The organism is Bacteroides sp. RTP21281st1_H5_RTP21281_210402, assembly GCF_040918965.1.
Classification (GTDB): Bacteria; Bacteroidota; Bacteroidia; order Bacteroidales; family Bacteroidaceae; genus Bacteroides; species Bacteroides congonensis.
Genome location: NZ_JBCOWR010000006.1, coordinates 149,902 through 164,122 on the forward strand (window position 1 = coordinate 149,902; position 14,221 = coordinate 164,122).

Below are 14,221 nucleotides of genomic sequence, written 5' to 3' on the forward strand. Positions count from 1 at the left end.
ACGCTATACTCCCAGTTCCAATTGATTCTTCACCAATGTGTAGTAAGCTCCTTTCTTCGCCGTCAATTCCTTATGAGTGCCCGACTCAATCACCTTTCCGGCTTCCATCACCACGATATTATCCGCATTCTGCACCGTGCTGAGCCGATGCGCCACCACTACCACCGTCTTTCCTTCATAAAAGTGCATCAGATTATCCAATATCTTTTTCTCATTGTTGGCATCCAGTGCATTCGTAGCTTCGTCAAAGAAGAGAAACGCCGGGTTCTTATAGACAGCCCTCGCAATGAGCAACCGTTGCTTCTGCCCCTGACTTACGCCGTTTCCTTCCATGCCAATCTTACTGTTATACTTTTGCGGGAGTGATTCGATAAATTCCTTGATATTGGCCATCTCCACCGCATTCAACAGTTTCTTCGTATCTACCGACTCATCGCTGACAGCAATGTTTTTCGCAATAGAATCCGAGAAAAGAAATCCTTCCTGCATCACGGCGCCGGTATTTTGCCGCCACAAATGAGGGTTAATGTCTTTCAGCGAATAATTCCCCACTTTAATGTCCCCTTTTACCGGATTATAAAAGCCCAGCAGCAGTTTGACAACAGTCGTCTTGCCGCTACCGCTGGCACCTACAATGGCAGTCACCTTGTTGTGCGGAATGGTGAGATTCAGATTATCCAGCACATAATCCCTTTCCGCACCGTCATAGCTGAAACATACATTTTCCATCGTTATGTCCCTGTTCTCCGGCAACACATTGATTTTGTCATTCATGTCGGTGATTTCTTCCTCTTTGTTATTAATCTCATTGAGCCGTTCAAGGCTTATTTTCGCATCCTGTAATGATTGGCTGAAACTTATCACCTGACCGATAGGCCCCGACAATTGTCCGATGATATAACTGATGGACATCATCATACCCAAAGTTATCTCCCCGTCCACTACCGCTTTTGCTGACAAGAAGGAAATGAGAAGTGATGTCGTCTGGCTGAAGAATATAGAGCCTACCTGCTGGGTCTGTCCCAGTGCAGTACCTTTGATACTTATTTTAAACAGTTTCACCTGTATGGATTCCCATTTCCAGCGTTGTTGTTTCTCGCAATTATTAAGCTTAATTTCCTGCATGCCTGTGATGAGTTGCACCATGTTGCTCTGATTGGCAGAAGCTTGGGAAAAACGTGCATTATCCAGTTTGCGACGGTAACGCATGAAAGAGAGAATCCACACGACATACAAGGCATTCCCCACCAGAAAGACTATCAAGATAGACAGGTTATAATAAGCCATGATACCGGCGAAGATAAAGAAATTAAAAAAAGAAAAGAGAGTGGAAAGTGCTGTTCCAGTCATGAATGATTGAATACGCCCATGGTCGCCAATCCGTTGCAGGATATCACCTATGTTTTTCGCGTCGAAAAAACGGATGGGCAATCTCATCAGTTTGGCAATAAAGTCGGAAATCAAAGTGATGCTAATCCGGGTATTCATATGCAGACTTATCCAGCTCTGAATGAAACCGACTCCCGTCTGGGTGACTGACAACACGAGTTGGGATACCAGTATCAGAGTAATAAAATTCAAGTTACTATTTCCAATACCCTGGTCGACCATAGCTTGTGTCAGGAAAGGAAGGATAAGCGAGAAAACACTTCCCAACAGCATCCCAATCATCAGTTGGAATAATTGCGACTTGTATGGAAACAGATAGCGCAGATAGAAAGAAAGGTTTTTCTTTTGTTGCTCATGGTCGTCTATACGTTCGTGAAATTCGGGAGTGGGAGTCAGCAATAGGGCGAATCCGGCTTCCTTTCCTTCATCTTTGGTGCTTATCCAGCATTTCTCAAATCCGGCTTTGTCAATAGGATACTTTCCTTTCGCCGGGTCGGATATACAGAATGTGTAATCTTTCGCTATCTTACGTTTCCACAATAGATTTTTTTTCTTCCTGATATCATACAGTACTACAAAATGATTCTGATTCCAATGAAGAATACAAGGCAGCGGGACATCCTCAATCAGTTGTTGAAGGTTGATACGTACTCCCTGCGTTCTCATGCCTATGCTTTCGGCGGCATCACTAATACCTAACATGGATACCCCCTGACGGGTAATGAAACTTCTTTCCCGCAGATTTTGAAGAGAATAGCAACGACCGTAGTATTTGGCAATCATGCGCAGGCATGAGGGACCACAGTCCATTGAGTCAAGTTGCTGGTAGTGAGGAAAAGATTTAATCATTGATTTAATAATTTATCAAACATATTCTCAATCCAGTGAAGCCAACAAATCTTTATATCCCTTTAGCATTTGCTTTTCACTATAATAACTATGGTATATTTCCCGCGCATTCCTTCCCAAAGTCTTTCTTAACTCTTCTGAAGACAACAGCTCATCAATAGCTTTTGCCAAGTTACAAGAGAACTCTTCCGTATCCTCCCTGTTCCCAATTGGAGCTATCAATGCATTTACACCATCTTGAAACATATTCCGTAGACCAAAACCATCAGATGCAACAACAGGAAGACCATGCATCATCATCTCGATTCCAACATACGGGCACTGCTCATAATAGGAAGGAATCACACCGACATCAGCAACAGCATACCACTTCTCCAGTTCCTCTTTACTTATTAGCCCTAAAAATGACACACGCGTAGCAAAACCTGAAGAAATAGTTAGCAGGTTTTCAATCCGATTGCCATTGTCGGAACCGATAATGACCAAACGGACACTAGGCTTCTTTTTCAATAGGAAATGAAAGGCATTCAACAGGGCATACACACCTTTTTGTCTGGTAGGCCTTCCTACATAAAGAATTATCTTTTCATCTGCGGGAATAAACAGTTCTCTCTTCAACTCTTCACGGGTGGCGCACTGCACATCATTTCCATCACATTCTTTCAGCCCGTTAGGTATCAAGAATAGCTTTTCCGAAGGAAGTGCATACACTGTCTGCAATAAATGGCGGGTATCCTCGGACAAACACACCACACGGTCTACGAAACCATACGTTTTTACTTCCCTCGCATAGAAATCTTGTATATGCCGTGCATTCTCCTGTTCATCGTTTGCCGCTTCTATGATTTGCCTGAACCTACGTTCATCACCCATACAACCGGAAGTCCATCCCAAATCATGGATGATAAAAACCACTTTAGACAGCGGAAAGTCACTCTTCAGCATCTCCGCCAATCTCTCGCAAGGCGAATGATTGACAAAAAACAGGTTGTCGGGAGAATCAACGATATACAACCTAAGCAACCGAACCACAATTCCGGCATGATGCGTAAACTGACCTGCGGGGAAAAACGGGAACAACATTCTTTCCATTCTCCCCTCTCCGTCCCGCTCAATGGTAAGTTCCTTTACATCCGCATTGAAAACCAACATACAGACCGCTGCATCCAACTGCTTCATACAGTTGCAAAACTCCTTCAGGAAAGAGCCTATGCCGTTCTTCTGAGAACTGACATATTCATCAAACACAAAAACCTGCCTCTTCATATCAACAATTGCCTTAACAACAAACCTGCCAATCCATCCCTCAACCCCAACGGAGAAACGCCTATTTGCTCTTGCTCCACAACCGGAGAACCTACAAATTGCAACACATCCAACGGATAATCAGGCATCGAACGCGTTTCATACCAATGCATATACATGCTACCTAACCGCAGGAAAGAATCTTCCCGTTGTCCGGCATCCACCAACGTTTTTACCTTCGCATACAAATCCGAGAAATAAAGCTCATCGAAAGGAAGCTGTTCCTTGTTGCCACGGATATGTATCAGTACATAGTGCAACAAACCTTCCAGCCCGTTTTCCAAAGACGTATCGGTCATTCTTCGGACATCGAATGCCATGATTTTCTTGTCTATCTCTTCACAAACCTCAACACCATCGCCTTCCACAAAACCACTTTGAAGCAAGTATTCGAGTCCCCAGCCTATACCGGTGAATCCTTTTTCGAAATTTAATGGCAATTCATCATTCAGACGTCCAATCTGGTTTTCCAATAAATCATCCAATAGCAACTCATATACTTCTGATTGAGTATTTCTATAAATATGAGCAAACGTTAATATTATCCCCATTTGTCCATTAAAGAGCCCCAAATCCGAAACAAATTTTGATTGCAAAAATAACACATGAATAACTCGTTGGGTAAAATCAAAGGAATTACTCTCCATATTCATTTTTATTAGCTTTTATTACTAATTCAAGTCTATTCAATAAAGAAGAATAAACAGCATCATGCGGACAAGAAAAATAATGCCGTTCTACTTTCTTTTGAATACATGTACCTGAACACGAAGGTAACAGATTACACTCTAAACATTTAGAATTTTCGAATGACGAACTTTGATAATAATCATAATAATGAGAATTTACAATAAGTCTACCATCTTGCTCCAAATATCCAATAGAATTATTTAAATCTAAAAAATCTCTCGCTGTACATTTATATACATTCGAATCATAATTTACAACATACTGAAGCATATTCTCCACGTAACATCCCCCTTTATAAAAAGAACAACTACCTTCGCTTATTTTATAACCTTTGTCTGCAAAAACCTTCAATTTGCTTTTTATTACATCACCTATTCCATTTATATCTTTCTTAAACTGCCATACAATTTGAGGACTAATACGAATTTTTCCTCTTACATCTTCTGGAAAATCCAAAGCAATCTCATCTATTGTTGAAATATTTTTAGGAGTATAATTAATGCGAAGAACCATTCGTACCTCCTCTATATTACGGCACAAAGAAATCATATTGCCAATTATGCGAACATATGTATTTGAATCCGTTTTGCAAAAACGAGTTTTATTATGATAAAATGAATTACCATCTAAAGTTATCTGAAAAGAATTCAACTTTATTTCATTCATCTTATCAATCATAGCATCTGTTATCAGATACCCATTTGTAGTAATAGAATGTAAAAAAAGCACATTATTCTCCAAGCATAATTGCAAAACAGATTTACTTATTGGATATATGACCTCATTAAAAAGCAGCAAAGGTTCACCTCCAAACCAATCCAAATGAAAAGAATCTAATCTATTTTCTTTAAACAAATTCTCTATAAATAAAATTATAGAATCCACGGTATGCTGATTCATAGCGCTTTCAATATGATTCTCATAACAATACCAACACTTAAAATTACAATCCACTGTTGGTAATATCGTTATTCTTGCATTATGGTTACCATACCTCATTTCACGATTTATACGTAAAATCACATTTTCTTCAACCAAATGCTCATCACAAATAAAATGACTATTTTTTAACTCATCTATAAGTTCTTGAGGGAATCCCTCTAAACAAGAATTCTGCTTCAAACATCGAAAAAGTTCGTCATCAACCTCACTAAACGCCCCTGTCAACTGATTATAAACATAGTACCTATCATCACTTGTGGTATATATATTATATTTACTTGATTTCATTTTCATATATTTTTTGTACACAATTAAAAATTTCATCCTTACCTTCCAATACAGATTGTATGCTTGGTTTATAGAAATAATCAGGTTGAATTCCATCCTCAAACATGCCCAAAGGAAGCAAAGGTTTACGAACACAAATACGATAATAAGAATTATGGAATGGTAATTTATATACTAAAGGAGCCCCAGTACTTCCCCCAGAGGGTGTACCTACTAAAATTGCTCTCTGAGGAAAATGCAACTTTAGCGCTATAAGCAGATCTTCTGCAGCAGACAATGTACGATCTCCTATTAATATAAACAACGGCTGTTTAAATAAGGGAAGATTTGTCTTGTATAATGTCTCACTACTTAATGTATCAACTTTCATATTCTCATAGTAGTCCACATATTGCTTATATCCAAATCCACGTGATGCATAAAAAGCATTATTAACACGAGTCACAGAAGGATAAGTTTCCATCTTTTCAACATCCAAAAAACTCATCAACAGAGTATCACCCATTAGTTCATTCCCGCCCGAACAATACCGTAAATCAAGAACTAAATAGTCGGCTTTGCCCACCTGCTTTACCACACTATTCAACAAATTCGTCATAGAGAATCTAACTAAACGATCAAAACGGAAATAAAAATAGGAATTATCAAATGAGTCTTTCTTTAAATATGCGTCTGTTCTTTTATAATTATTTATTATATTTGAATTAAACAATGCCAACATATCTTTTTTAGCAACACGTTCCTCTATAACATTGTATTTGATATAGACATTATTAATATCTCCTGACGGCGTCTTTATACACAACAATATAGAATCATTCTTATTACCACAAGCAATAGAAGCTATGGCTTGCCTTTTTCTATTTTGCAATGTACTACCAGCCGTATAAGGAAATGTATATTTTTCCAAATACTGTTCAGTAGGAATATCATTTATTTTCAGAAGTAAGCTGCCTAAAGGCACAGCGTTCTTTATCTTATCAGACACGCCATTTATATAGAATTCGTCAACATTATACTCAATATCAATAGGCAAATAATCAATCTCTTTATCGGATGTCCAATATTGCCTATAATCCAATTGTGTGTGTCCATCCTGTATCGTTGCGATCAGTTTCTCCAATAACTTATAATACTCCCTATCTGTCATTGGGTTCATAACCGCAGAAACACTACCAACAAAGCAACTATCCCAATTAATTTCCAATAAACGATTCGGATCACAATAATTGTGGGAAACATCCTTCCATATTTTCGACAGCCAATATATACGCTGGTTTACCGTATAACTCTGAGCTGTCAAATTACCTCTAAAAACGAGAATTATAAAAAAGAGTAAATAGTACCTCATATGCATTTCTACAAATTAAAAAAGTGGAGATTTCAAATTTACCAATCATTATCTCCACTTTGGTTTTAAAAGCCGGCAGTATAAATCAACAGCCAGATGTTGTTCCGGAAGTTCCACATGAACAATTCTCTATTTTGTTCGTATTATCATCATTTCCAGCGCACACGCAGCCACTAGCCTCATTAGTATTATCATCACACCACCACCAGCCTTGTGTACTACCTGAGCAACTACAAGGATTTCCTTCGTTTATATTAGACATGGCACCGCCAGTCAGGGTTCTCATCTCTCCATCAGTTAGATTTTTCCCTAATACTATTCTTTTCAGAACTTTCATAACTTATGTATTTCAAATTCATTAATAGACTAAAAAAATTACTTTATAAGAGCATCAACTCTTAATACTCTTATGTTCAATTACGTATAAATATACATAAACATCTATACAACATAAATTTCATTCGCCTTCTATTACATTTATAGCTAAAACCTCTCATTTTTATTATACAACGATATAAGATGGCGAGTCTTATATCCATAATAAAAAGCAAGACAAAGCTATGATAAACTAGTAATTCCAAATAACTCTACAGATAAGCATCTATTTCTACTTATCAAATCATTACTATTTACAAGCAACAACCGCAAATATAAAAGAACAAATCAAACAAAAGCTATCAAATACAACAAAATATACAATTCGGTAGTAATTGATATACAATCCGGCAGTAATTTGTTAAATTCGTATTTTATGTACGATTCATCATCATCTTCTTAAATGATACGATTTGAGTTTTAAGGATATTATGATATCGTCTGGACGCATTGATTATACAGCCATTTCTAAGGTAAATCCGAAATGTATGTTGATCATTTTCGTACGCATTGACATAAGACAAATTTATGATGACCGATTGGCTACACATACAAAAACAAGAAGGGAGACACTTTGCAATCCGTGACATTGAAGTCTGAACATAGATACGTTCCTTCTTTTCAGTTCCTATAATAACATAAGGTCGGTCGGTCACAAAAAAGACTATATCTTTATAAGCAATCATACGTACTTTAGTACTATCTGATAATAAAACCCCTTCGTCTGTAAAAAATAAATCATGGTGTTTCATAATTGTGTTCATTTTTCTATTTTATCAACAATGTGCATTTTGATACTTTCATCATTCCATCATTCTTAAAATGTATTTATAATCATCTTTCATCGTATTTCCGTTTTCTATCTATTACTTACATTAGCCTTGCTTCGATTCTACCTTTCGCCAGTCTCACCATCCTTATGAAAGCATGCTCCCGCTGTTCTTCAATCAACCCGGCCAATTCATCAGACAAAGTTTTCCTCTTCCACTCTAAAAGTGAATCATACCTTGATATATCCCGGCAATATCTCATTATATCATCCGCCAAATCTTTAGGAGAAGTATAATCCCTCACATCTATAAAGGCATGTTCTCCGGGAGAAAACGTCTCTATATTCGGAGCACCCAGATAAATCGGCACAGAACCGACAGTCAACGGTTCAAAGAATTTTTCCGTCACATAATCCTGACTTACCGCATTTTCAAATGCAATAGTAAACTTATATTGTTTTATTATATCCAATTTGGTAATATATCCTTTATCTTCATCCAATACGCAGTTCCTTCTCCAATTGCCATAAGAATCAATAGGTAAGTATTCTATTAATTCTGAAATATACTCCAACCGATGACTTTTATTCACAGGACTGGATATAAACATACACACATCTTTAGTCTTTTCACAAGGTGGAGTAAACAGCTTTTCCTTAAAAGTATAGTCATAATATGGCAACACAATATCCGAATCCAAATGATAAGTCATCCAAAGATCAAATATATCTTTCAACTCATCGGAAAACATCCAAGGATAATTAACTTCACTTTCATAGCTCCACGCTACCCAAATCTGATGTTCCGGTTTCTCAAGATCACCCTCCAGTTCACGATATAAAAAAGGAAGATTGAACGCCACAACATCAGCAACCGACATTTTGTCTCGATCATACGTGATATGTATATCGCAAGGTAAAATCTGCAATAGTTCATCCATTCTCAGTTGGTCATAAATAGAGAATTTTGTGCGGCGTATCTTTGTCCAAAATAAAACCAGCATACCATTTTGTGTTTCATAATATTGTACTTAGTCCATGTTTCAAAGTTACGAAAACGGCAATTAACATCCAAAAATCGCGTTGGACATTTTTAAATATTTTTCTCACTAATAATCAACACATTAGACAATAAATTCAAACTCTCGATGGACACACTGAAAAAGCAGCAGTCAAAAACAAGGAGACAATTCAACCTTTTATCCGATTTTCACCATAAGTATTCTTAAAATGTATTTCATTTTCAATACCCATGCCTGAAACTTATTTCGAGGTTTCAATACCAACAGATAATCATAGAATGGTAGCAAATATTCATAATGTGTAACCGCTTTACGATAATGGCTAACGATTTTCTCCTGTGCATTGCAGGTAACAGCAAGCCTCAACATATGCTTATGATAATTCATATAAATCCGGTCTGTTATCTCATCCTCTACTGAACGTATAAAACGGATACACGAATCAAAGTCAATTGTACGGGAAGTGTTGGAGCAATGATAAATCACTGTAGGAGTAATTTTCGGAAACATCCTGTACTTCCGGCTATACCTGACTACGAAGTCGTAATCCTGATGCCGATGAAGTTTCTCATCCCAAAGAATCTCTTTTGCACTTGAAGAAGTCATTACAAGCGTAGAAGTCTGCGCTCCATATCCTGTGGAAAGCAAAAAATCAATCATTGTTTCACTTTCCTTTACCGCACGGGTGGTAAACACAGAATCCGTTTTCCTCCTAAGAATCAAGCTGCTATACACACAGTCGGTGTGTCCCTCCGACAGAATACGAAGAGAATCCTCCAAATGGCTCTCCAACCATTCGTCATCAGAATCAAGCATGGCAACATATGCTCCCCGACTGTGAAGGATACCATAATTACGAGCTACATTGGCATTGGTATGTTCCGTCAGACGGTAATAAAATATACGAGAATCACCTAGCGCCTCAATTATTGGGAGAAGTTCCATATCCGAACCGTCATCCACACAGATTGCTTCCCAACGTGTATGACTCTGTTTGCATACACTTTCAAGCGTTCTTCGGAGCTCGACTGAATTATAGCAGGGAATAACGACCGATACTAGCGGAGTATCATCAAGAATTATTGCATTTTCCATCAGAATTCAATTTTTTAACTATTAAATAAATTTCCGGTCAACTCCGATATCCGCTCCCGACCATATTTTCTGCGAAGTCCATAGCTCTGCCTGAGACGTCCAGAACGAATGAGAAGCAGGAAGTCCTAACGGCAAAAAACCAAGACTGGCCATATAAAGACTGCCCGTATTCGTATAATAGTCAACAACATGTGGCTGATAACCATTTACGCCCAATGTCAAATACCCATTGGAAGTATAGTTCTGCTCTCCCTCAAACATTTTTTTGAATACAGCAGTAAGTGCTGTCCGTACTTGTCCACAGGACAATGATTGTGGAAGTTCTTCGTTTAAGGCCAACATTGCCAATGGTTGAAATACAGCCGTGCGATAAGTAGCCGAACGTCCCACAACAGGGAAATAACCTTCGGGAGAGATGAGACGTTCAAGAATACATCCATAACGTTGCATTCTTTTCAGTGCTTTTTCATACAAGGAAAGATAAGACGGGTTCAAAAACTCCGCCAACGTTTCCAGACACTCCACATACATGGGATGAATCACATAACTGCTATAATAATCAAACGCGAAATGAACGCCGTCCGAATACCATCCGTCTCCTACGTACCACTCTTCCATTTTGTTAACAGCAAGAGTTATCCGGTATAAGTCATAAGCTTCACCTGCTACCAGCAAAAATGTTTCTATAATAGCGGGAAACATCAACCAGTTGTTGTAAGGTGGAGTTATCCGGCGTAGTCTTTTAAACCGCTCAATATAGCGCTGCTTAGTCTGGAGAGACAAAGGAACCCACAATTGCTCATATCCACGCAAGAAACTATGTGCAAGATAAGCTGCATCTACCAATGGTTGCAATTCTCCTTCCCAAAACAACAGGTCGGGGCTATCAGGGTCTACAGCATTCGCATAGCTTTGAAGAGCCCACTCGCGGAGTTGTTTGCGCCGACCGCCTTCCGGTGTTTCATCCTCCGGCAATGACACCCACGGAGCCAAACCCGCCATCAGTCTGCCGAAACATTCCAGATAAGCGACTTGCCTGTTCCGTCCGTCCCAAGTACGGCTGTACTCTATTGGCATGTGTTTCTTCAACATACCTTTACTCATATTGCTTAACACCGGAGCTGCCATTCGATAAAAGGTATGGCACCAGAAGTCACGGTCAGTTTTGCATAATATGTTTACCGTATTTCCCATATGACTTTAACAATTCAATTAATCAATACCACTATTGTTTCACACATCATAATACTTTCTGCATTTTTTCTTTCGCCAACATCGCCATTCTAATAAAAAGGATGAATATGCTGCTCTTCAATCAAATCAGCTAAAGTCCCATTCAACGGTCGCTTTTTCCATTCAAGCAATTTGTCATATAAACTACGGTTGCAACAATACCGTTGAGTTCCTTCGCCAATGATTCAGGAGAATCATAATTCCGTACATCGATTATAAGCATGCAATCCGGGAGCCAGTTTATCCACATCAGGCACTCCCAAATACACGGAAACAGAACCGGCAATCAAAGGATCAAAAAACTTTTCCGTCACATACATCTAAATGCTAAAACACCGCACTCTCCCCTCCACTATTCTCAATACGCTGATAATTACTTTCACGCTGGCGACCGAATTTTATATTCCAGGACATTCTGATTCTAAACATCGTATTTCCCTCCGGGTTATACATGCGCTCGTCACTCCAAACAAAACGATTCAAAGACTTCGTTTGATAAAGATATGAATGACCGACCGCAAAATTAACCCCTCCGCCAAGTTTCAGATTTTTCCATTTGTAATCCAATCCTAAGCCAATACCGCCTTTGCCACTATAACGAACCACCTCATTAGAAAGCGAATTTGCACCTCTATTCGCACTGCCGGACAATGTAAGGTTTCTGTAAGTCCAATTTATCCCCACATTATAATACCAGCTATTCAAAGAATGCGAGTAATCTTCCGCCGCATTCTCACGAAAAGAATAACCTATGCGACCATATATATTCAGTCGCCTGTCAAAGGCTGACCAGTCGCCGCCTGCCTCCACGTTGACCGTATGGTCATATTTTCCGTTTCCGTACTGAGTAATAAAACGGTCGTTCTCCCGAAAGATGCTCCCCAAAACCGGATGAACGGTATAGGAGTCGCTCACATTCAAGGTAGTCATCAGGTCACCGCTATACCAGGTGAAGAGCAAAGAATTTAAATAATTCGTGATAGTTCCCAATCGTGGATTACCTCTACGAGCCTGATAGCCGTCTTCGACCACTTCCACATCATTCAGGTTTCTTAATGAAGGGACTGATACGGATAAAGTTCCGCTATAACGAAGTTGGACATTACGACCGAACCGATACCCCATCCGCAAGGAAGGGGCCACACTGAAACTGGAGTTATTGCCCGCCTTCTGAAGTATGCGTTCAAACCGTCCTCTCACGCCGCCCGAATAGTTGAAACGACCGGAACTTGACATCCACTCTGCATAGCCACTAGTGGAAAAACGATCCATTTCACTTTGATGACCCGTAGTCCCCGAATAAGAAATATCGGCAAGGTTCAGATGCTGTGTCACTCCGGCAGTAAGTTTGGAACGTTTCCCAAACCGCCTCTCATAAAGCCCTTCGGCGGTAATCAGATAAGTATCACCATCCGCGTCCGAAAGAATATCCGTAAGTGTATTGCCTTCCTGCGTCTCCCGATAGGAACGATGAGAACCGGTGTATACATACGAACCCATCACTTCAAGAGCCAGTAATTGTTTGTGCTTCATCTCCTTCTGATAATAGAGACTATACCTCGCTTTCTTGTCACGATAATATGTGGCAGTTTGTTTGCTTATCGCAGGCTGTTGCCCTTCGTAAATAGCCCCGTTTCCGGTTCCCTTGTTGGGAGTACCATAGAAAGAATAGTTCAGCTTAGTGGTAAACAATACATTTTTAGGGTCAAAATAACTGTAACTGACTGCACCGTTATAAATGTCTTCATGATATTTGGAAGGAAGTCCCGCTTCTTCCCGCACCAATGTCCGGTCTCCCTCAAAATTGTATGTGGTAGTCTTGTTACTATACCTTTCATTAAAATGAGCATAGGAATTTCCTCCGGAAAAGAAAAACTCGGATTTGCGGTGATTCACCTTGATACTCCCCGATTCCGTTCCGGTGGCACAATCAACAGCATTGTAAGTGAACAACTTGGCGGTTCCGCCTGATTCTTTACGCTTTACATAAAAGTCAATCACAGCGCCCGCCCCGTCATAACGCATAGAGGGCATATCATGATATTCCACACGCGTCACCTGTTTGGGGTCGAGCCCGCGAACATCGTTCAGGTCGGCAGGGCCTCCATTAATCCGCAACTGCACAGCACCATCCCTCAGAGTTTTTATACTATTAGTAGCCATATCCACAACAATGCCATGCAACCGCATCTTGTCGACAAGCTCCACTCCGTCCATTGCATTTTCTTTTTCAAACTTGCCGGGATAGATTATCTGCCGGTCGAATTCCATCACAACACGCTGCGCCGTCACCGTAGTCTCATCAAGGGTAACCGCCTTCTCCTGCATCACTAATTGCAGGTCTTGAATATTTTCCACCAAATTATCAATCCGAATGCGGGCAGCCACATACCCCACACAAGAAGCTTGCAACCGGTAGTTGCCATGAGATATCTTCAGCAATTCGAACCGGCCTTTCCTGTCAGTCGTGACAGCTTTTACTATTTCAGTACTATCCGCCGCATCATACAAAACTACGTTCGCATACTCAATAGGAACTTTCCTGGCATCCATCACTATACCTTTCACATAAGACGTCTGCGCATGGGCGAAGATGCCCGACAATAAGAAATTCAAAAGAAGGAATCGTGTTTTATTCATAAATATACTACTTATGATTTAATGATTAAAAATTTGTGTTTTCTGTTTGTAAAGATAACGAATCAAAAAACGATATCCAAAAAACACGATGGACATTTTTATTTTTTACAGCACTAATACACAGCGACTTACAAAATAAAATCAAAATCTGATGGACAACGACAAATAGCGTCTGTGCTTTTCTGTCAGAAAATTAGGGTAACCACGCCAAATTTTATTTATATCCTACGCAAAAACGAGCCAAATATCTGTTTCATCATAGTTTCGGATCAG

The 14,221-nt window shown here is 39.5% G+C and carries 11 protein-coding genes; all 11 read right to left on the reverse strand.

What is annotated here, in order from left to right; translation table 11 throughout:
* Positions 1 to 3 precede the first annotated feature (3 nt).
* The 11 genes from AB5443_RS11120 to AB5443_RS11170 all read right to left on the reverse strand — a co-directional run bounded on the left by AB5443_RS11120 (position 4) and on the right by AB5443_RS11170 (position 13,948).
* Positions 4 to 2,238, reverse strand: coding sequence for a peptidase domain-containing ABC transporter (locus tag AB5443_RS11120; protein WP_368113417.1), 2,235 nt, complete (start codon positions 2,236 to 2,238; stop codon positions 4 to 6).
* 27 nt (positions 2,239 to 2,265) lie between these two features.
* A complete protein-coding gene (locus AB5443_RS11125; RefSeq protein ID WP_307995562.1) occupies positions 2,266 to 3,504 on the reverse strand; it encodes a glycosyltransferase in 1,239 nt (412 codons plus the stop codon).
* Entirely contained in the window at positions 3,501 to 4,094 is a 594-nt protein-coding gene (locus AB5443_RS11130; RefSeq protein ID WP_289621410.1) for a hypothetical protein, read from the reverse strand. The genes AB5443_RS11125 and AB5443_RS11130 overlap by 4 nt, the downstream gene beginning before the upstream one ends.
* An 85-nt stretch (positions 4,095 to 4,179) precedes the next feature.
* Complete coding sequence (locus tag AB5443_RS11135; RefSeq protein ID WP_022139481.1) at positions 4,180 to 5,463, reverse strand: radical SAM protein; 1,284 nt, start codon at positions 5,461 to 5,463, stop codon at positions 4,180 to 4,182.
* Positions 5,450 to 6,622, reverse strand: a complete 1,173-nt coding sequence (locus AB5443_RS11140; RefSeq protein ID WP_368119606.1) for a S41 family peptidase — start codon at positions 6,620 to 6,622, stop codon at positions 5,450 to 5,452. Before AB5443_RS11140 ends, AB5443_RS11135 begins: the two co-directional genes overlap by 14 nt.
* A gap of 277 nt (positions 6,623 to 6,899) precedes the next feature.
* Positions 6,900 to 7,100, reverse strand: coding sequence for a hypothetical protein (locus AB5443_RS11145; RefSeq protein ID WP_289621409.1), 201 nt, complete (start codon positions 7,098 to 7,100; stop codon positions 6,900 to 6,902).
* Between the two features lie 463 nt (positions 7,101 to 7,563).
* On the reverse strand, positions 7,564 to 7,953 hold the full coding sequence (locus AB5443_RS11150; protein WP_022139484.1) for a LytTR family DNA-binding domain-containing protein: 390 nt from the start codon (positions 7,951 to 7,953) through the stop codon (positions 7,564 to 7,566).
* A gap of 106 nt (positions 7,954 to 8,059) precedes the next feature.
* A complete protein-coding gene (locus AB5443_RS11155; protein WP_022139485.1) occupies positions 8,060 to 8,962 on the reverse strand; it encodes a glycosyltransferase family 10 in 903 nt (300 codons plus the stop codon).
* A gap of 195 nt (positions 8,963 to 9,157) precedes the next feature.
* Entirely contained in the window at positions 9,158 to 10,075 is a 918-nt protein-coding gene (locus AB5443_RS11160; RefSeq protein WP_289621407.1) for a glycosyltransferase family 2 protein, read from the reverse strand.
* Between the two features lie 21 nt (positions 10,076 to 10,096).
* Complete coding sequence (locus AB5443_RS11165) at positions 10,097 to 11,269, reverse strand: DUF2264 domain-containing protein (RefSeq protein ID WP_307995560.1); 1,173 nt, start codon at positions 11,267 to 11,269, stop codon at positions 10,097 to 10,099.
* A 366-nt stretch (positions 11,270 to 11,635) separates the two neighbouring features.
* Positions 11,636 to 13,948, reverse strand: coding sequence for a TonB-dependent receptor (locus AB5443_RS11170; RefSeq protein ID WP_307995559.1), 2,313 nt, complete (start codon positions 13,946 to 13,948; stop codon positions 11,636 to 11,638).
* Positions 13,949 to 14,221 lie beyond the last annotated feature (273 nt).